Source organism: Microbacterium sp. NPDC064942, assembly GCF_049545525.1.
GTDB lineage: Bacteria > Actinomycetota > Actinomycetes > Actinomycetales > Microbacteriaceae > Microbacterium > Microbacterium gawkjiense.
Genome location: NZ_JBMWDR010000012.1, coordinates 13973 through 32908, shown reverse-complemented (window position 1 = coordinate 32908; position 18936 = coordinate 13973). Strand labels below are relative to the sequence as shown.

Genomic DNA, 18936 nt, shown 5'->3' with positions numbered 1-18936 from the left:
GGTTCAGTCCTGGGTGTCGGTCTCGGTGGTGTCTGCGGGATCGTGGGTGACGATCTGCTCGACGTCGCTGAGCCCGTATCCCCATGCGGCGAGTTGGGTGAAGTAGTCCCGGTCGGTGCGGGACGGTGAGCGCCAGGTCTGCTTGCTGGTGATGCTCTCGACGGCTCCGAGGATGATCGCGAGGGCGACGTGGGTGGCCTTGGCGGGGTTCTGCTCGACGAGGGTGGCGAGTTTGTCGGCCTCGAAGTAGCCGGAGGGTTCCAGGCCGAGGAGTTCGTGTGCGAGCCGGTTCCCGTCGCGCGTGCCGGTGCTGACGGCGTTCCGGTGGATGGTGAGTCCTCGGGCGATCACCGCGGCGGTGTCCTTGGGGAGCGTCTTTCGTGCGAGGAACGTGGTTAGCCACTCGCGCCGCACGACCTCGGCGGATGCCCATGCCTTGTTGTTGGCGATCAGGGTCCGGCGTTCGGCTTTCTGCTCGTCGGTCATGGGGCCGCTGTTGGCTCCTGCGCCGCTGTCCTTGCGGAACCCAGCGCTCTTGTAGTCGCGGAGGTAGTACGTCGTGGTCGGCTCGCCGCCGTAGTAGACGCGCACGGATGCGAACCGCTCAAGGTTCTCGATGTGCTCGACGGTGACGCGGTCGCCGTCGCTGGTGACGAGGTCGCGGATCGCGGTGTATTCGGTGTCGTAGTATCCGGGTTCCTGGGGGAGCACGGTGTAGCCGCGTTCGGTCAGGTCGGCCTCGGCGGTGGCCTTGATCTGTGCGCGTTCGCGCTCGTCGCGGGCGCGCTGTACGGCGTGCTCGAACTGGCTGGGGTTGGTGGTGGCGACCTCGATCAGGGTGGCGCGGGCGTCGGCGTCGTCGTCGAACTCGATGAGTACGGCTGCCTGGTCGAGGGTGAGCGGGTGCTCGGTGATCGCCGCTGTCGCGACGGGGTTTTCCGCGACGGTGAGGGCGGTCTTGACCTCTTTGGCCTTGGTGCCGGTGCGCTTGGCGATTGCGGTGACGCTCATGCCCTCGAATGCGAGTTGCTGGAACGCGGCGGCTCGGTCGCCTTCGGTGAGTGCTTCGCGCTGGTCGTTCTCGACCATCTGTTGAATGATCCGCTCGGCGGTGGCTTCTGCGGCCTCGACGACGTAGACGGGGATCGTGCTCAGTTCTGCCTCGCGGGCGGCGAGGGTGCGTCGCTGACCGGCGCGGACCAGGACGTTGCCGTGGTCGTCGCGTCGGGCGAGGACGGGCGTGAGGACGCCGTTCTCCCGGATGCTCTGCACGAAGGGGGCGGTGATGGGTGCACTGGGGCGCACGTTGGCCTCGATGACGAGGCTCTGCGGGTCGATGTGCTCGATAGTCCCGGTGTGGGCGGTGGTCTCAGCCATGATCTTCTCTCTCCCGATCAACTGTTTTTGTTCGCCTGTCTGGCAAGAGGATCGTTTGAGAGCGGAGCGGCGAGAGTGCGGGGTCGTGGAATACCGGACTGAGCGCAGCGAGGGAGGATATGCCGCGAAAGCCCCGCACAGCAGCCGTGGGAGCGAACTACGATTCGGCGGCCAGGCAGACGGACAACGAGAAAGCCGGCCGCGGAGCGGCTCGACCGTCCGAAGCGCAGCTCCGCTGAGCCTGTATCGACGTCGGCTCATGAGGCCCGGCAGTATGACCGCATGACAGTCGAATGGACGCTACGAGCGCAGGTTTGGGAGTGGAGTGAAGACGATGGGGAAGAGAGCGAGCGCCCCGCCGGCACCGTCGAGCTGAGGGGAGTGCGCAGCGGCGTCCTGCCCTCGAGGAAGGAAGATATACGGATCTCTGCGGAGCTACTCGATGCGATCTGCGCGGCAGTGGATCTTCGTCCTTACGGAGAGGAAACCGACCGGTTGAAGGTCGACGAAACGCTTCACGAGCTGTCGAACACCGGACTCTGCCACGTCGTCGTGGTCCAGTTGCGCGGGCTCAAGCCCGGTCCCACGTTTCCACAGCGCTCGAAAATGTTCGTATCCGAGCACTTCGCGCTTGTGCGGACTCGTTGATGACGTCAAGCTGCGCCTAGAACGGTAGCGGGGGAGAGGACGCCGGCTCGCACGAGTTGGAGGGCCTGTTTGTGGTCGCCTCGACCGTCAGGGCCTCGTGGATATCGCGCGTAGTCGGGACGATCGTTCTGCGCGAAGAGTGCGACGCCCGTGGTCGCTCGACGCCCTCGGCGCTTCTTGTTGGGTTTCCTCATCCACGTCAGCTCGGCGTTCCACCATTCCCACCGGGCTCGCTCGTTGCCGTAGGCGGCGCGTCGCCGCTCGAGGTAGCCGGCGACGTCGAGGGCGTCGGCGGCCTGGTCGAGGGAATCGTGTTCGCCTCGAATCCATCCGGCCGATCCACGGTGGGCCAGTCCGTGGAAGGAGAGGCGGTCGAGAGCTTTCCTGATCCGCCCGGCGTCGAGGCCGGTGGTTGTGCGGAGCTCGTCGACGGTGGCGATCGCGTCGGGGTGCAGCGCGGCGTAGATGATCCCTGTAGTGCGGCCGAGGCTGCGGGGGGCAGCGAAGGTGTCGTGGCGAAGGGGGCGCAGGCGGTTGTGGAGGTGGCTTAGCCAGTAGGCGCGTGTGGGGGTGGGAGGGTCGCCGGCGGGGCGTGCAGGCACTTGTGTCCGGTCGTGAGGGTGGTTCTCTGTGGAGAACTTTTTGGAGAGGCGGTAGCGCTGTCCGTGGGGTCCTTCGGGATCTCCGACGCGGACGATCCACGCTGAGTCGGGGTCTTCGGTGACGGGCTGTGAGAGCCGCTGCAGGGCGGTGTGCACGGTGGTGCGCCCGTAGCCGGTGTCGGCGGAGAGGCGTCGGACGTCGGTCTCGACGATCAGCTGCGCGGACTGCGCGATGTAGAGGCAGAGGGCGTCGAGGACGGCGCGGGTGCTGTGCGTCCCGGTGCGGCGTCGTGCCGCTGATGAGGCGCGGTCTGCGCCCCAAAGCCCCGGCATGGCGTCTGCGCGCTCCTGAGCGCGTTCTACGGCCGCGACGGCACGGCTGGAGCGGGCGAGGTAGTCGACGTCGTCGCCGGCTCCGTTGAGGGGGTGGGAGGCGACGTAGCGGACGGCGTTGTCCCATGCGTTCGTGAGCGTGCGGACGCGGCCTGTCGCGGTGCGTGGCGTGCGTTCCTGGCCTCGCTTGGTTCGCATGGTGCGGACGTGCTCGAACGCGGGGGAGTCGACCAGCTCGAGGACGTCGGCGTACCGCCAGCGGGAGTGCGCGCAGCCGGCGAGGACGGATGCCAGTGTGTAGGACGCATCCGGGGCGGGGGTCTCGTCGATGAGTGCGGCCACTCGCGGGCTGAGGGCGCGCTTGGGGCCTGCGATGTAGGGGTGGCCGTCCTGGTCGACGGCCATGCCGTGCAGGGCTGCGAGCTCCACGGTGGGGAGTTCGGCGCCGGCGTCGACGAGGAATGCGGCGAGGTCGGTGACCGCTTCGGGTGGGACGGGCTGCGTGGTGAACGGTGCGAGCGGCCCTAGGGCCACGGATACACCGCCGAGGCGGTGGGGGGCTCCGGGCGGCCGCACGCATCCTGTGGCGGGGTTGAGCAGGGGAGTGGGGTCGAGGGAGGGGAGCAGCTGTGTGGCGAGCAGGGCGAGGTCGCGGACGGCTGCGCCGTCGACGGCCGCTGCGAGGCCGATCCAGACGTGACGGCCGCCGGTTGGGCCGGATTCGCAGACGAGGTGGGGCACATTGAGTTCATCGAGCCAGAGGGAGAGTCTGCCGGCGTCGTAGGGCGCGTTACCGCGGCTGCTGTCGAGGTCGAAGCAGAGGTACGTGTACGTGCGGCTGTCGGCCGAGAGGTACATCGCCCAGGTGGTCCGTGGGGGCATCGCGTTCACGGACCAGTCGCGGCTGTAGTCGTTCAGGATCTCGCCGCCCGCGTCCTGCGCTGCTGCGCGCACGACGTCGCGCAGCGTGAGGGCGCGGGTAGTCGCCCACGCGGAGGCCCGATCGGGCTCCGACACGCGGGTGTGTGCGAGGGAAACGCTGGCGCCGAGGCGCGCGCTTGGTATAGTCAGTCCCAACTCCTTCTGGGAACGACGAAGCCTCCGGCTTCACCGGACTTGGAATGTGGAAGCTCTCGAGTCGTGAGTTTGGCGACCTGGACTCAGAGCAACGAATCCTTGAGGGGCCCGCCGGAAACGGCGGGCTCTTTCGTTTATGCGGCGGCGGAACTGGCCTCCCGGGGGATATCGAGTTCGGCCGCGCGATCGCGCGGGGGCTTAGGGGCGTACTGCGGCATGTTGAGCTGTTCGGCGGCGAGAAGAAGCAGGTAGTCGCCGTAGCTCAGCCCCTCCTTGTCGGCGTTCTCTTTGAGAATCGCGCCGAAGGTGACGGGAGGCTTCGCCAGGATCGCGTCGCGCTCGCCCTTGCTGGGGCGGCCAATGCCGTTGCGTGCCATGCCTCGAACGCTAACCGCGTTTGCGTTAACGAAATGTGAGGCGCGGCGGCGTGTCGGAGTCATTCGACGTCCTCACCGCTGCGGCGCTGATTGCTCGTCTCGTCGAGGAGTTCGCGGAGGCGCCACTTGTGCACGATCCAGCGGTTTCCGACGAAGGAGCCGGGGATGTGCCCCTGCTCGAGCCAAATGTAGATGGTGCCCTTGTACTTGACGCGGAACAGCCGCATTAGGTCGCGGTAGCTGAGTTCGTCGGGATAGTCCGCCAGGACGTCGACGGGCTCGCCGGCCGGGATGGGTCGGTTGCTGGTCGCGGCCAGCCATGCGCGGATCTCGGCCTTGAACATGACCCACGAATCAGCGATCCGGTGGCCGGGAATGATGCCGTCACGCAGGCGTGCGCGCACGGCGGGAGCGCCAGTGCGGATGATCTTGGCGACGTCCGCAGTGGTGAGGGTGTCGGGGAACTGCGCCCAGTAGTCCTCTTCGCTCAACGGGGGGTGGTCCTCATAGTTGTTCCGATCGGGTTCGGAAGGTGGAGCTGTTGAGGGACCAGTATTCCAAGCGGCGACGTTCATGCGAGGTTTCCGTCCTCGACGCCTGAGAGCGCGATCGTCAGCCGGACGTCACCGAGAACGGCGACGTCGCCGCTCTGCAGCCGGTACGGCTTCCACGGTGTGAGCTCCACGGTCACGGCTCCGGTGCGTTCGATGAGCGTGCCGTTCGCGGCTGCCTGGTCGGTCGCCCAGAGTGCGCCCTCATCCCATTCGAGGCGCAGATGAGTGCGGGAGACCTGGCGGGTGCCGTCGTCGGTGGTGAGCAGGAGTTCGACGGCCTCGCCGGGCTCAGGGGCAGGCCGCCGGCCGATGAGCGCCGTGGTCGTGAAGGCCCCGGACTCGCCTGTGCTGGCGTGGATGCGCGCGGTCGGGACGGCGGGGCGCTTGCGCTCCGAGAGTCGCGTGTAGGGGTCCGGCTCGTCGTATTCGTCCGGTGCCTTCGGCGCCGCCCACGCGGATGCCACCGGCTCCGCAGGCGGGGTGGGTGGCACCGGTCCTCGCGGGATTTGCTGCGTCGGTGTTGCCGCGGTGGTGGGCGCTTTCCGGGGGCGCGAGCGGCGGGCGGCCGCGTGTGGATCCTCGATGACGTTGCCGGTCGGTTCGACGGCGACGTTCCACTCGCCGTCGGGGTCGACGATCTTCATGCGGACGGGTCGGCGTAGCTCGGCGGCGATTGTCGTCGCGTAGCTGATGACCGCCTGGCGGGTGTCGGTGAGCTCTGCGGCGGGGAAGTCGTCGTGGCGACCGGCGACGTTGGCGTGGGCACTTCCGTCAGCGGCGACGGTGACGTGAATGACGGGGTAGGGCGGGACTGCGGTCATCACTGCCTTTCACACGATGAGGGCGCGCAAAGCTCCATGCCGAACAGCTCGTAGAACTCTTCGGGGTGGACGAAGCCGGCGTAGCGGGAAGGCGACCCGAGCGAAACCGCGTCGGGCAGGGAAAACACTGCTTGGTCGGTGCTGCCGATCTGATTGATGCGGAAGTCGAGGTGGCATCCGCTGGACGGTCCCTCGTTGCCGACGAGGGCGATCGGCTGCCCTGCGGTGACGGTGTCCCCGACGTCGACGGAGACCTGATTCATCCTCATGTGGAGGTACGACACGCTCCATCCCTCGGGCGCTTTGACCGTGAGTTGGTATCCGGCTTTGTAGGTGACGGTGCCGGCGCTGATGGAGTAGATCTGGTCACCGCAGGGGTTGGGCCAGCGCTGCAGGTCGACGGCGGCGTGCCAGGAGGGTGCGCCGGGGACGCTGACGCTGCGAGGGCCGAAGCCGGACGTCATGTTGTAGCCCTCCGAGAGGGGGAACTGGACAGCTCCGGCGCCTGTGCATCCGCCGCCTCCGGCGAGGGCGGTGACGACCTGGTTGGCCGCGTCGAAGAACTTCTCGTAGTGGAAGGGGTCGGCGTTGCGCTGCACTTTGTGCGCGGCGATGCTCGGCTCGAGCGACGTCCAGTCGTCGACGGCGGCGAGGCGGGTGAGGAATTGGGTGGCGGCGTAGGTGGGTTCCATCACCTGCTCTTTGGTTCCCCAGCTGCCGATGCACCACTGCTGCTGGAACAGCCCGAGGGAGCACGTCGGTGTCCCGTCCGGGTTGGTGACTTCGTCCCCGAAGTCGATGTTGCGCAGCGAGCTCTCGCCCATTGCGGTCATCACGGCGATCACCTGAGCCTGACGATCCAGGCCGAGAGGAACGGCGGCGTTCATGACGAGCGCGGCGTTCTGCAGCTGCTCGCCGGAGTAGCCGGCGACAGGCTCCTCGGGCACGTTGTCGGGGTCGGCGGTGCCGACACCGCCGCTGCAAGCGGCGGACGCGCTACCGCCGGTCATGAACAGCAGGACGAGAGCGAAGATGCTCACCACGACGATGATCGGCGTGCCGATGATCAGCGCGCCGGTGAGGTTCTTCGTCCCTTGTGCCATGTCAGCCGTCTGCTGGTCGGATCCGGTCTGCCAGCCACGCCGATTCGGCGTTGGGGCGGCTGAGGCTCACGTTGTAGTTGCCGGCATCGGTTGGAAGCTGGACGATCAGCGCGACCTCCGTGGAGGCGGGGAGGATGATGCCCTGTCCCGTGACTTCCCGGACAGGAATGCGAGCGGGGTCGGTGTCCTCATAGGCGGATGCGCCGGCCTGGGTGAGATACGGGTACAGACCGTTGACCCACTCCTGATAGGGGAGCTCAGGCTGTGCGTAGGCGGTCAGAGCGGCCGTGGCCGCTTCGACTGCGGCGACTTGACTGTCGCTCTCAGCCTCCGGGACGGGCGCGACAATAGCGCCCGTGTCGTTTGGGGAGGTAGGGGCCGCGGAGCCAGTGCTCGCCGCGCTTGGGCTCCCTGCCTCGGAAGGTGCGGAGCTTACCCCGCACCCCGCGAGCGCCGCCGCGAGAACCACGATCAACGCTCCTGCTACTCGCTGCCTGCACCATCCCGAGCTGTCCGTCACCCTCTTTAAGGTACTCATTAGAGGGATGTAATGAAGTTATATCGACGGTTCTGACTCATTTTAGGTAGGTTTACGTCGTTAGAGTTTTCCCATCTTCAGGATTGGTGCGGTCGCCACACTGCACGCCATTCAGGATGAAGAACACCCAAGGGGAGCACGAATGTCGAACGTAAATCCATGGATCACCCCACCGGTGGAGGCAACAACCGATGCGCCAGTAGCGTCCGACACTTCGCGGACCCGGCGCAGTCGAGCACCGCTCACCCCTCAGGCCGGAGTCCCGGTGCCCGACATGGCTGATCGGTTGCCGCGCTGGTCGCAGACGTGGCCTGCCAAGGTGTGGTGGTTGGGCGTCCACGGCGGCGCGGGGGAGTCGACTCTCGCAACACTGGCGGAGAGCACCCGTGCGGCTCAACATGGCTGGCCGATCGCAGACCCACCCAACATCGCAACGAACGTCGTCCTCGTCGCACGCTCGAACTATCAGGGCCTCACCGCTGCACAGCGCGCCGCGACCGAGTGGGCATCCGGCACCCTCGGCAACTCGGTGACCCTTGCCGGTCTGGTGCTCATCGCGGATGCCCCCGGACGACTCCCGAAGCCTCTGCGCGACCTGCAGCAGGTTCTCAGCGGTGGCCTTCCCCGCGTATGGACACTTCCGTGGGTCGATGCCTGGCGGCTCGGCCCGGCAGACCCCTCAGCCCCTCTGCATAAGGCATTCCGCGAGCTCTTCGCGGACCTGCATTTGCACTCGAGCAGCCCTGCTCAGAACTGAAAGGACCCCATGTCGCTCTCGAAGCTCGGACACGACGTCGTCTACTACGCGCTCCCGGACCCGGAACCGGTCGCCCCTCCTGGATTCGAGGCCGTGGGCACGATCCTCGGGTGGGCAAAGTGGGTGGGTCTGATCGCCGCGGTTCTCGCGCTGATCTTCGTGGCCGTCCTCTTCATGTTCAACTCCCGCCGCGGTGAAGGTGGGGAGCACATCAAGACGTTCGTGTCGATCCTGATCGGCGTCATGATCATCGGCGCCGCAACCGCGCTCGTCGGCTTCATCTCTGGCGCATAAGCACCCTCGGGGGAGATTCAAGTGAGCACGGACACTCCTAGCCCGTTCCGCAGCCGCGGCTTCATCGTCGCGGCTGCCGTGGTGGGCCTGATCGCGGTGATCGCCGTTGTCGCTCTCATCACCGGTCTTTTCAACGGCGACGACGACGCGACACCGCCCACGCCCACCTCGACACCCGCAGAATCGACAAGTCCTGTGGCGGAGGATGCCGCGAGCATCTGCGGACTCCCTGGTTACGCCGACTCCGGCACCATCGAGGCTCCTCCTCAGACTCAATGGGAGCTCCTGGGCACCGTGGCAGCCCCCACCGACCCCGAAGGCGCTGGCCCGGGCAAGGTGGAGTCGAACGGCTTCCGTTCTTGCTACGCGCACACCCCAGAGGGTGCACTCTTTGCCGCAGTCAGCTATCTCGCCGTTGCTTCGGACGCGCGAAACACGGACCGTCTCTACGAGCTCCTCGCTAATGGCGAGGTCAAAGATCAGCTCAGGGCGACGCCGATGCCTGCCGAACCAGGCGCCGATCGTCTGCAGGTTGCCGGGTTCAAGATCAACTCCTACAGCGCCGAAGAGGCGGTCGTCGACGTGGCCTGGTCGATCACCTCACAAGGCGGCTCGCTCGTCAGCTTCCCGACCGTCCTCAAGTGGGAGGACGGCGATTGGAAGGTGGACATTGGCACCAACGGCCCTCCATTCGCTCCGTCGCCCCTCGAGAACCTGGGGGGTTATATCCCCTGGGCGGGAGTATGACCATCGTCGAGGCCGCCACCGCGGGCGGCGAGTGCAACAACCCCGTCTACTGGGCTACTCACTCTGCCGCGTGTATCGCTGACGGCGCCGCTGAGATCGTGTCGAAAGCGTCGAACGATGCGATCCAGGAACTCATGAATCGCACGCTTGAGGGCTTCGGCGCCGCTGTCGCGAGCATGGGCAGCATGTGGGTGCAGGTTCCTACACCCGTGCTGACGGCCGGCGACGGCTCGACGACCGGGGGCGGGACGCCGCCGGGGAGTGAAGCGTTCGGCACGATCCTCAACTACGTCACGTACATCGGACTGACGGTTGCCGTGCTGTCCCTCATCGCGCTCGGCGCGATCGTCACCGTGCGCGTCCGTCGCGGTGAGGGGATTCGCAGTGTCGGAGCTCTGGGAATCATCTTCTTCGCCGTGATGCTCATTTCGGGGGCGTCTGCACTCGTCGGCGGCCTCCTGAGCTCTTCCGCCCCGGAGGGTTCGTCGTCGGCGGTCGGTTTCCTGCAGAACTCCCTCTGGTTCTACGTCGGCGGCCTGGCAGTCCTGTCTGTCATCGTGGGCGGCATCCGCATGGCGTGGGAGCAGCGCGCCCAGCCCGGCAAAGACCTGATCCAATCTCTTCTGACACTCCTCGCCGTATCGGGCGCGGGTCTCGCGATTTTGACCCTCGCCGTCACAGCCGCAGACGCCTTCTCTGTCTGGGTGCTCAACAATGCGACCGACTGCGACGTCTCCGCCGGCGGGAACTCGCAGTGCTTCGGGACAAACGTCGCTGCGATGATCGCGCTTACCGCCGCCTCTCCCATCGGGGTCATTGGGGTGCTCATCCTGGCCGCGATCGCGATGCTGATGGTGTTCGTGCAAGTCGCCCTCATGGTTGTGCGCGCAGGCTTGCTCGTCATCCTTGCCGGCGTACTGCCGCTCGCCGCCAGCTTCACCAACACCCAGATGGGCAAGCAGTGGTTCGGTCGCGTTATCGGCTGGACGATCGCTTTCGTTCTCTACAAGCCCGCTGCAGCGCTCATCTATGCCGCAGCATTCCAGCTCGTCGGAACGGATGCGTTCCAGGACGACGGTGGAGGACTCTGGTCGATTCTGACCGGCATGGCCTTGATGCTCATGGCGCTCGTCGCTCTGCCGGCACTGCTGCGTTTCGTCGCTCCCATGACCAGCGCCGTCGCGGGCGGCGGGGGCGCGGGCATGGCACTGGCAGGCGCCGCTGGCGCGATCGGCGGCGATATTGCCACCGGCGCGATTCGTCGTCTGTCCAGCTCGTCCAACTCGTCCTCTGGTGGCGGCGGAGGTTCCCCCTCGAACGGTCCGGGATCTGCCCCCACCGGGTCGGGGAACGACACCGGACCTCGAGCGACACCAACGGCCGGATCGAACAGCGCTGCCAGCGGCGCCACGCCGACCGGTGGGAAAGCCGCCGCTGGCGCCGCGTCAGGCGGGGGCGGCGCCGCCGCGGGTGGCGGTGCCGCTGCTGGCGGCGGTTCCGCTGCGGGCGCGGGCCCCGCTGGCGCTGCCGTGCTTGTCGCCGAGTCCGGCGTGAAGGCGGCGAAGGGTGCCGCCGCAGCCACCAAGCAGGCTGCACAGTCCGCTGCAGACGATTCCACCAACGGCCCGTCAGGGTCGCAGTAAGCGAGGCGATCGGACATGACCATGACGAGCGAAACGGCGACCAGCGCGCCGCGCAGCTACGGCAACTGGACGAAGCCGACCACCGCGGGGCTCCTCGGGCTGAGCGCACTCGGCACGGGGATCCTCTTCACGGGCGCCGGGTTCGCCGTCGTCGTGACGATGGTCTCCAACATCGGCAACGGCGTCATCACAGGACTGATCTTCGGGCTGTTCCTCCTGACTGTGGCGGCGAAGGACAAGCACGGACGGAGCCTGCTGTCGCGGGCCGCAACGAGGGTGGGATGGATGTTCACGAAGTCGAAGGGCGCACACCTCTACCGCTCAGGCCCCCTTGGTCGAGCCGAATGGGGAACCGTGCAGCTGCCGGGCCTCGCGGCCGGATCGCGCCTCACCGAATGGCGCGACTCCTACAACCGGCCGTTCGCCCTGGTTCAAATCCCGTCGACGTCGCACTACACGGTCGTCATCGGCACGGAGCCTGACGGCGCCGCTCTCGTCGACCGTGAGCAGATCGACGCATGGGTTGCCGAGTGGGGCATGTGGCTTGCCGGTCTGGGGAACGAGCCCGGCATCGAAGCCGTCTCGGTGACCATTGAGACGGCCCCGGACTCCGGCACGCGGCTACGGCGCGAGGTCGCCAGCCGTATCGACGACGACGCGCCCGCGTTCGCGAAGCAGCTGCTCGAGAACTTGGTGGATCAGTACCCTGCGGGTTCCGCGACGATTCGCGCCTATGTGGCGCTCACCTTCAACGCGGCTTCTCGCGTGGGTGGGCGCAAGCGCAGCGCTGAGGACATGGGGCGCGAACTCGCATCCCGTCTGCCCGGCCTCACGCAGGGGCTGACCGCGACCGGCGCGGGCACGTCGCGCCCTCTCACGGCTCAGCAACTATGCGAAGTGATCCGCGTGGCCTACGACCCCGCGGCGGCACGTCTCATCGACGAGGCGAACGCGGCCGGCGAACCGCCCGAGCTCTACTGGCCTGAGGTCGGCCCTACGGCGCATCAGGCGGGGTGGGACACCTACCGTCACGATTCCGCGCTGTCTGTGACCTGGATGATGAGCGGCGCCCCGCGGGGCAACGTGCCCTCGAGCATCCTGTCCCGTCTGCTTGCCCCGCACCGCGATATCGCGCGGAAGCGGGTGACTCTGCTGTATCGGCCGATCGACGCGGCCAAGGCTGCGGCGATCGTGGAAGCGGACGTGCGCGCTTCCTCGTTCAATCTCGCCAGCTCTGACAAGCCCACGGCTCGGAATCTGACCAGTGCGCGTGCGGCTGTGGCGACGGCGGCTGAGGAGGCCGCAGGCGCGGGCCTTGTCCAGTTCGGGATGCTCGTGACGGCGACGGTGCTCGACGCCTCTCAGGAGGCGGACGCGAGGGCGGCGATCGACAACCTCTCTGCTACCGCGCGCCTCCGTCTGCGTTTGGTGCACGGCTCGCAGGACTCCGCTTTCGCGGCGGCTCTGCCCCTCGGTCTCGTGCTGCCGAAGCACCTGCAGGTGCCCAACGAGGTTAGGGAGCAGCTGTAATGCCCGCACTCGATGACCAGCGCCGCCGGCGGCCTCAGAAGCGGAAGCCGCAGCAGCTCGCTCCGACCGCGAAGAACACGCGCACGGAGAAGGACAAGAAGCCCGCGATCAAGCGTCCCGGCCCCCGTGGGTGGCTGGGACCTGGCCGCGGTGAGGTCAACGTCGTCGCCCCGGTCGACGAGTGGCGCGGAACGACCGTTCAGGTGTGCGGTCTCCACCCGTTCTCGGTCGGCAGCGGGACACCGATGATCGGTGTCCCGATGGGGTTGCAGCTATTCACCGGCGCGACGGTGTGCGCGGATCCCATCTCCTGGTTCCAGGACGCGGATCTCATCAACAACCCGTCGATGTTCGTCCTCGGCCTCCCCGGTCTCGGCAAGTCGACGTACACGCGCCGAACCGCGGCCGGTCTCGCGGGCCTGGGGACGTTACCCTTGGTGCTCGGTGACTTGAAGCCGGACTACGTCGACATGATCCGCGCTCTGGGCGGGCAGGTCATCACCCTCGGCCGCGGCCGCGGGCACCTGAACATCCTCGACCCGGGCGAGGCGTTCGAGGCCGCCGAACGACTCCGTGAAGCCGGCAAAGAGAAGGAACGCGCGCAGGTCCTCGCGGACGCTCACGGCCGCCGGCACACGATGGTGTCGGCGCTGCTGACGATCCTTCGCAAGGAGCCGCCCACCGATCGCGAGGAGTCGATCATCGACCGCGCGCTCCGGGTGCTCGACGAGCACCACGACGGCGTGCCGGTTCTAGGCGATCTGCTGCGAGTCATCCAAGAGGCACCGCAAGAGGTCCGTGACGTCGCCCTCGACCGTGGCGACCTCGGCCGTTACAAGGCGATCACGGAGAACCTCGAGGCATCCCTGATCAGTCTCACCTCGGGCGGTCGCCTCGGTGAGACCTTCGCCCATGCGACCGACGTTCCAATGCTGCGTGACCGTCCCGTCGTCTACGACGTCTCGTCGATCGACGACTCCGACACCGACATGCAGGCGGCGATCTTGCTCGCCTGCTGGTCCGCAGGATTCGGCACCGTCAACGTCGCGAACGCTCTCGCAGACGCCGGGCTCGAGCCCCGTCGGCACTACTTCGTCATCCTCGACGAGCTCTGGCGCGCCCTGCGGGCCGGGCGGGGCATGGTCGACCGCGTCGACGCCCTCACCCGCCTGAACCGGCAGCGCGGCGTCGGTCTGGCGATGATCTCGCACACCATGAGCGACCTCTTGGCACTGCCCAGCGAGGACGACCGGATGAAGGCTCGCGGCTTCGTTGAGCGCTCCGGGATGGTGGTCTGCGGTGGACTCCCCGTGGCTGAGATGCCGCAGCTGACGACAGCGGTGCCGCTGTCTAACGCGGAGCAAGAACTCCTGACGTCCTGGCAGGACCCCGGCACGTGGGAGTCCGGCCCCGGATCGGAACCTCCCGGGCGAGGGAAGTTCCTCATCAAGGTCGGCGGGCACCCCGGCATCCCGATCAAGGTGGAGCTCGTCGAGGCGGAGCGCTCGATCAACGACACCAACAAGCTGTGGCACGCGACAGCCGCGTTCCCGGAACCGGACGAGTCGAATCCGATGATCGGTCTCGACGACGCCGCGCACGCGGTGCAAGAGGTTCGCGATGAGCTGGAAGAGGGCGCCGCGTGAGTGCGACCAACAAGCGCGGTCAGGGCGTCGACGGGTCGACCATCGCGCTTCTGATCACGCTGGTGACCGTCTTTCTGGTGCTCGGAGTCGTGTGGGGCGCTGTTGCGCTCGGCTCGCGGCTCGACGGCGTGAATGAGGGGCAGACCTCGGACCCCTTCGAGGTGTTCTTCGGGGTGCTCCGCGGCAACGTTGTCTGGCCGGCATCCGCCACCTGGATCGTGACGGTGCTCGTCGGCGCCGTTCTTGCGCTCGGCATCCTTGTCGCTGTCGCGGCTGCTCGAGCACGGGGGCGCCGGTCGTCTGTCGACGCCGCCGCGACGCACATGGGCAAGGGCCGGCAGCTGCAGTCCCTCTCCGCCTCGGGCGCCCGCCAGACCGCGCAGCGTCTCGGCGTCCGCGACTGGGTCGGTGTCCTCATCGGCATCACCGTCGCCGGCCGACAACGCATCTACGCCTCTCCCGAGGACATGATCACGCTGATTGCCGGCCCACGAATCGGTAAGTCCACCTCATACGTCATTCCCGCGATCGCGGACGCTCCCGGTGCTGTGCTGACGACGTCGAACAAGCGAGACGTCCTGGACGCCACTCGCGAGCTCCGCGCGACCAAGGGGCAGGTGTGGGCCTTCGACCCGCAGAGCATCGCCCTCGAGGCTCCCACCTGGTGGTGGAACCCCCTCAGCTACGTGACCGACGACGTGAAGGCCGCGAAACTGGCCGCGCACTTCGCCTCGGGCTCACGCTCCGCCGACAGCCGCGGGGATGCGTACTTCGACAACGCCGGTCAGGATCTCCTCGCCGGCTTCCTGCTCGCCGCAGCGCTCGAGGGCCTGCCGATCACGACCGCCTTCACCTGGACAACCACGCCCGGCGAGGATGAGCCGGTGCGGATCCTCCGCCGACACGGCTACGAGCAAATGGCGGATGCCGTCTCCGGGCAGGTCAACGGCGAGTCCCGCCGTCGTGACAGTGTCTACGGCACCGCCGCGCAGATGGCGTCGTGCCTCAAGGTGCGCGCGATCGCGCAATGGGTGACACCCCAGGGCGGTCTCGATTCGCGGCCGCAGTTCGACCCGCACGCGTTCGTGCGCTCCAGCGACACCCTCTACAGCCTCTCCAAGGAGGGCCGCGGAACGGCCGGCCCGCTGGTGACCGCGCTGACAGCGGCGACGGTTGAAGCGGCCGAGGAGTACGCGACCACGCAGCCGGGCGGTCGCCTGCAGGTGCCGATGCTCGGTGTTCTCGACGAGGCCGCGAACGTGTGCCGTTGGTACGACCTCCCCGACCTCTACAGCCATTACGGGTCCCGTGGAATCGTCCTGATGACGATCCTGCAGTCCTGGTCTCAAGGGGTGCAGGTGTGGGGACGTGACGGGATGCGGAAACTGTGGAGCGCCTCGAACGTCGCCGTCTACGGCGGGGGAGTGAAGGAACCGGAGTTCCTCAACGAGCTCTCGCAGATGATCGGTGACTACGACCGCCGCACCATCTCCACAAGCGTCGGCCGCCGCACCCGGTCCACCTCCCATGGAGTGCAACGCGAACGCACCCTCGACGTCGCGGATCTCGGCGCACTGCCGCGCGGCCGCGCGGTCGTGTTCGCGTCCGGCGCCCCCGCAACCCTCGTCGAGACGATCCCGTGGATGAACGGGCCACATGCGGCCGCGTTGCGCGCGTCGATCGCCGCGCACGATCCCTCGCACAGCACTCCCGCCACGGTCGCCCCTGCTCGAGCTGCCGTGATCGAAGAAAGCGAGCCGCGCGATGAGTGACCTGCTCGATGACTTCCGCGACGACGACGTCGACGAGCCGACACCTGAGCTGGTCTACGGCTCCGTCGACGAGTTCGTGCGGGAGTACCTGCGCCACATGTACACGCGCCCTGTCGGTCCCGGAAACGCCCGCTACCGGTGGGCGGCGGACTGGTGGCGCTACCCGGAGGCGGTCGCCCGCCTCGAAAGTCTGTGGCGGTCCTGGGAGCACCTGCGGCTAGACCCGGCGACCGGCGCGAGCGTCTGGTGGCGTGACCACGCAGACCACCACATGCATCTGCTGCTCAGCCCCGACGGACCCTTCGCGAAGTCGAAGGACTCGTGCGAACCCGGTGAGCCACTGCCCTACACGATGCCTCCCGAGAATTGGTTTCCCGATGTGAGACTGACTTCGTGAGTGACCGATCGCTACTCCCCGGGCTGAGCGAGCGGTGGGGCCCCGCGGAACGTGGGCCTTCTGCGGGCGGCGCCTAGGCGCGCAGCCCGCAGAAGCAGGAGTGCTGGTGCGTCGGAGCACTATGGCGCAGCTTGGACGTGCACTGAGCGCAACGCCGATAATCAGCCTTATATCGCCGAGCACCCCACCAAGCTGATTAGTTGGAGTGCACGCCGGCGAGGTGTGCCGCTGATTTCGTTTCGATGAAGTCGCATAGTGCTGCGGACATCTCGAGTTCGGCTGCCATGGTGTGGACCTGCGCGCTGCTCATGACGGCTTCTTGTTCGCGGGGTTCGAAGTGTATGCGCCATCTGCGGTCGCCGACGGCGACCGGCTCGATGTAGACGCTGGTGGTGCCGCCACCGAGGGGGAAGACGATGAGTCCCGTGTCTCCTCCGAGGGTGCCGTCTTGGGGGATGACCCTGGCGAGACCGCCAAGCGCGTGGTCAGCGGTGAACTCAGTGAGCCAGGTTTCGAGGAGAGCGCGGCTACGGTACGGCATCGAAACGGCGGTCCTTTTCTTACAGACGAACAACTAAGCGTGAGAGTACCAATTCCAGTTCTCAGGTTGCCGCTCAGGTCGTGCGCCGAAGCCATGCGCAAGATCGGAGATCCGCATCGGGGCGGTCGCCGCCTACTTGACAGCTGTGCCTGCGGCAAGGCCCACAGCGTCGGCGGGTCTGGGCCCTACCGTCGTTGGTGGGCTGCAGCAGCTCGGGTGGTTCCGCCGATGACTTGGGCGGCGGAACCACCTTCCATGCCCGGTGAGTAGGCTCTGGGTCGTGGGTCGCTTCCAGTACCACGCGTCAGCGCGCGTCATCTTCACCGATGATGTGCTTGCTCACCTGCAGGCCGTGGTGGGGATGAAGCTGCGGCGCGGAGAGGCATTCATGCTGACGTGGCGAAACGACGCTTCCCTGGGCGATGGGAAGACCAGCATCTGGGTGAACGCAGCCAGCACGCTCGTCTTCAAATTCAGAGCCAAGCAGCGACCGCCGGTAAACAGAGAGAGCGTAGAGCGCATGGTCCTTGAAGCGAGCCAGCCGGGCGGCCTTTACATTTCCAGGGACTTCACCACTGGCGCGGATTCCGGGGAGGCGGAGACCGGGCTGTGAGTGGGTTCCTGTCGCTGCTTCCTCGCCCTGTCAAGGCGCCTGATGCTTCGGAATCGGGTTCGTACGATGCCGCGATGAGCGAGCCGCACTCGATCATCCGCACGGTCATCACGATCAACGATGACCGATTCGAGCTCGCACAGGGGGAGACGGTGCACCGGTTGCTGGGTCGTGTCCGTGCCGCCGTGCTCTCCGGCGGAGACTTCGTCGAACTGGCCCTGTTGGGTGACCGTCTGATTCACGTCTTGATCACGGCCGCGTCGCGTGTGGTCGTCAGCGCAGAGCCTGTGCGACTCGACTCGGACTCTTCGCTTGCTTTCGACATCAGGTATGACGTCGACCCTGATCTCGGCCTTGGCTACATCTAAGCCGGCGCCAGGCGGACGCGCCGAGTGGTGAGGACGAGGCTCAGCGGTCGACGTCAGTCGGCCGCTGTTGCTGTCGCCTCCGCTGCCGGTTCGTAGTGCCCCAGCGATCGCTCCTGCAGAAAGGCGCACAGCTCGGCAGCGATCTGGAGTTCGTGCGTCAGCGCGTTGAGCTCGAAGCTGGTCAGCTCGATGGTGTCGTTGGATGGCTCGATGAACACGTGCCAGCTGAGCTCGTCGCCCGAGTCGCGAGGTTCGATCCACACCGCGTTGGGCGCATTCTCCAGCGGGATGAGCACCAACCCCGTGTCCTCGCCGTCGGAGCCATCTTGCACCGCGACCCGGATCTCGTCGCCAGCGGTCCGGGCTTCGACGAAGTCGGCAACCCAGCTCTCGAGGGTCTCTTTGCTGTGGAAGGCCATGCGCATGCTCCTTGAATGTGGCGGTCCGGAGTCGGTGTCGTCGTGCGGCGGAGGAGGGGTCTCGGTCACTGTTCGACCGACATCGACAACTCGCTGTCAGCGGTCGACGGGATTTTGGTCTTGTGAGGGCTCGGGGACCAGTTTCAGTCCTCCGGGCGAGTTTGCTGTCGACATCAGCTGCTTCAGCCACGCCTGGTTCAGCGGCTCGGACTGTCGGTTGTCGAACCGGATGTCCCAGCTGGTCGACGCGCTCACCCACTTGGCGACGCGACCGCTGCCCAGGCTCACGTCGATCGGCCACGTGAACACGAAGGGCTCGTGACGGCGGAGCTTGGTCACGATCACGGCTTCAAGGTGTGCGAGAACGCGGTCATCGAGTTTGATGACGTCCGTACCGATGGTCAACCGTCCCACGGCTGCTACTCCTTTCCGACGCCGGCGTGGGTCGAAACGACCGGCGAGAACTATTCAGGGGAGGGGCAGGGGTTCCGTGTGGGGCCGCGGTGTCGAGTTCCGCGGTGAGCGCGCGGGAGCTGTCCTGCAAGACCACCTTGATGAGGTCGCCGTCGCCGCGGGAAGTAAGAATTCCGCGAGCCACCCTTGCAGTGTGGCGTGGCTGTGAAACGACGTTCCGGATGTGCTCGCCAGTCCGGAACCATCACGAGCGGGATCCGGAGCAGGTGCTGCCGACGCCGTCGACAGCGTCGCAGGGTTCCGGGCGTGATCGTTCAGAGAGGTGCCGTTCATCGTCGCGTCTTCCTGGAAGGGCAAAAGGGTTT

At 66.9% G+C, this 18936-nt stretch carries 21 protein-coding genes; 11 read left to right on the top strand and 10 right to left on the bottom strand.

Annotated elements, in window-relative coordinates; genetic code table 11:
• Window positions 1–3: 3 nt before the first annotated feature.
• The gene (locus tag ACPEH2_RS15235; RefSeq protein WP_423719043.1) at window positions 4–1377 is read right to left on the bottom strand and encodes a ParB/RepB/Spo0J family partition protein; all 1374 of its coding nucleotides are present in this window, start codon (window positions 1375–1377) and stop codon (window positions 4–6) included.
• A 282-nt stretch (window positions 1378–1659) separates the two neighbouring features.
• On the opposite strand from ACPEH2_RS15235, the gene ACPEH2_RS15230 reads away from it, so the two are divergent.
• Complete coding sequence (locus ACPEH2_RS15230) at window positions 1660–2025, top strand: hypothetical protein (protein ID WP_423719042.1); 366 nt, start codon at window positions 1660–1662, stop codon at window positions 2023–2025.
• A gap of 5 nt (window positions 2026–2030) precedes the next feature.
• Here ACPEH2_RS15230 and ACPEH2_RS15225 read toward each other — a convergent pair whose 3' ends face one another.
• The 6 genes from ACPEH2_RS15225 to ACPEH2_RS15200 form a co-directional block, all read right to left on the bottom strand.
• Window positions 2031–3977: a hypothetical protein gene (locus ACPEH2_RS15225; protein ID WP_423719041.1), complete on the bottom strand. Its 1947-nt coding sequence runs from the start codon at window positions 3975–3977 to the stop codon at window positions 2031–2033.
• Between the two features lie 194 nt (window positions 3978–4171).
• A complete protein-coding gene (locus ACPEH2_RS15220) occupies window positions 4172–4414 on the bottom strand; it encodes a hypothetical protein (protein ID WP_423719040.1) in 243 nt (80 codons plus the stop codon).
• A gap of 59 nt (window positions 4415–4473) precedes the next feature.
• The gene (locus ACPEH2_RS15215) at window positions 4474–4905 is read right to left on the bottom strand and encodes a helix-turn-helix domain-containing protein (protein ID WP_423719039.1); all 432 of its coding nucleotides are present in this window, start codon (window positions 4903–4905) and stop codon (window positions 4474–4476) included.
• Window positions 4906–4985: 80 nt separating this feature from the next.
• On the bottom strand, window positions 4986–5789 hold the full coding sequence (locus ACPEH2_RS15210) for an FHA domain-containing protein (protein WP_423719038.1): 804 nt from the start codon (window positions 5787–5789) through the stop codon (window positions 4986–4988).
• Window positions 5789–6892 carry a M23 family metallopeptidase gene (locus ACPEH2_RS15205; RefSeq protein WP_423719037.1) on the bottom strand — a complete coding sequence of 368 codons (1104 nt, stop codon included), beginning with the start codon at window positions 6890–6892 and terminating at the stop codon, window positions 5789–5791. Before ACPEH2_RS15205 ends, ACPEH2_RS15210 begins: the two co-directional genes overlap by 1 nt.
• A 1-nt stretch (window position 6893) precedes the next feature.
• Entirely contained in the window at window positions 6894–7361 is a 468-nt protein-coding gene (locus ACPEH2_RS15200; RefSeq protein ID WP_423719036.1) for a hypothetical protein, read from the bottom strand.
• A 343-nt stretch (window positions 7362–7704) separates the two neighbouring features.
• On the opposite strand from ACPEH2_RS15200, the gene ACPEH2_RS15195 reads away from it, so the two are divergent.
• Genes ACPEH2_RS15195 through ACPEH2_RS15160 form a run of 8 tightly spaced genes read left to right on the top strand, consistent with a single transcriptional unit; the run spans window position 7705 to window position 16216 of the window.
• Window positions 7705–8187 (top strand): DUF6668 family protein, encoded by a 483-nt coding sequence (locus ACPEH2_RS15195; RefSeq protein WP_423719035.1) that lies wholly within the window; start codon window positions 7705–7707, stop codon window positions 8185–8187.
• 9 nt (window positions 8188–8196) lie between these two features.
• Window positions 8197–8481, top strand: coding sequence for a hypothetical protein (locus ACPEH2_RS15190; RefSeq protein ID WP_423719034.1), 285 nt, complete (start codon window positions 8197–8199; stop codon window positions 8479–8481).
• 21 nt (window positions 8482–8502) lie between these two features.
• Window positions 8503–9228, top strand: a complete 726-nt coding sequence (locus ACPEH2_RS15185; RefSeq protein WP_423719033.1) for a hypothetical protein — start codon at window positions 8503–8505, stop codon at window positions 9226–9228.
• On the top strand, window positions 9225–10871 hold the full coding sequence (locus tag ACPEH2_RS15180; protein WP_423719032.1) for a hypothetical protein: 1647 nt from the start codon (window positions 9225–9227) through the stop codon (window positions 10869–10871). Before ACPEH2_RS15185 ends, ACPEH2_RS15180 begins: the two co-directional genes overlap by 4 nt.
• A gap of 21 nt (window positions 10872–10892) precedes the next feature.
• Window positions 10893–12401 (top strand): SCO6880 family protein, encoded by a 1509-nt coding sequence (locus tag ACPEH2_RS15175; protein ID WP_423719066.1) that lies wholly within the window; start codon window positions 10893–10895, stop codon window positions 12399–12401.
• Entirely contained in the window at window positions 12401–14047 is a 1647-nt protein-coding gene (locus tag ACPEH2_RS15170) for an ATP/GTP-binding protein (RefSeq protein ID WP_423719031.1), read from the top strand. Before ACPEH2_RS15175 ends, ACPEH2_RS15170 begins: the two co-directional genes overlap by 1 nt.
• Window positions 14044–15819 carry a type IV secretory system conjugative DNA transfer family protein gene (locus tag ACPEH2_RS15165; RefSeq protein ID WP_423719030.1) on the top strand — a complete coding sequence of 592 codons (1776 nt, stop codon included), beginning with the start codon at window positions 14044–14046 and terminating at the stop codon, window positions 15817–15819. Before ACPEH2_RS15170 ends, ACPEH2_RS15165 begins: the two co-directional genes overlap by 4 nt.
• Window positions 15812–16216, top strand: coding sequence for a DUF4913 domain-containing protein (locus tag ACPEH2_RS15160; protein WP_359921063.1), 405 nt, complete (start codon window positions 15812–15814; stop codon window positions 16214–16216). The genes ACPEH2_RS15165 and ACPEH2_RS15160 overlap by 8 nt, the downstream gene beginning before the upstream one ends.
• Window positions 16217–16412: 196 nt before the next feature.
• On the opposite strand, the gene ACPEH2_RS15155 is transcribed toward ACPEH2_RS15160, so the two are convergent.
• Entirely contained in the window at window positions 16413–16757 is a 345-nt protein-coding gene (locus ACPEH2_RS15155; RefSeq protein WP_423719029.1) for a hypothetical protein, read from the bottom strand.
• Window positions 16758–17037: 280 nt separating this feature from the next.
• Here ACPEH2_RS15155 and ACPEH2_RS15150 point away from each other — a divergent pair, with 280 nt between their 5' ends.
• Both ACPEH2_RS15150 and ACPEH2_RS15145 read left to right on the top strand, forming a co-directional pair.
• Window positions 17038–17370, top strand: a complete 333-nt coding sequence (locus ACPEH2_RS15150; protein ID WP_253035149.1) for an ATP-dependent DNA ligase — start codon at window positions 17038–17040, stop codon at window positions 17368–17370.
• A gap of 74 nt (window positions 17371–17444) precedes the next feature.
• Window positions 17445–17738, top strand: a complete 294-nt coding sequence (locus tag ACPEH2_RS15145; RefSeq protein WP_253035148.1) for a hypothetical protein — start codon at window positions 17445–17447, stop codon at window positions 17736–17738.
• A gap of 53 nt (window positions 17739–17791) precedes the next feature.
• Here the strand turns inward: ACPEH2_RS15145 and ACPEH2_RS15140 are convergent, their stop codons facing one another.
• Together ACPEH2_RS15140 and ACPEH2_RS15135 are read right to left on the bottom strand one after the other, a co-directional pair.
• Complete coding sequence (locus ACPEH2_RS15140; RefSeq protein ID WP_253035147.1) at window positions 17792–18157, bottom strand: hypothetical protein; 366 nt, start codon at window positions 18155–18157, stop codon at window positions 17792–17794.
• 96 nt (window positions 18158–18253) lie between these two features.
• Window positions 18254–18571, bottom strand: coding sequence for a hypothetical protein (locus tag ACPEH2_RS15135; RefSeq protein WP_366214657.1), 318 nt, complete (start codon window positions 18569–18571; stop codon window positions 18254–18256).
• Window positions 18572–18936 lie beyond the last annotated feature (365 nt).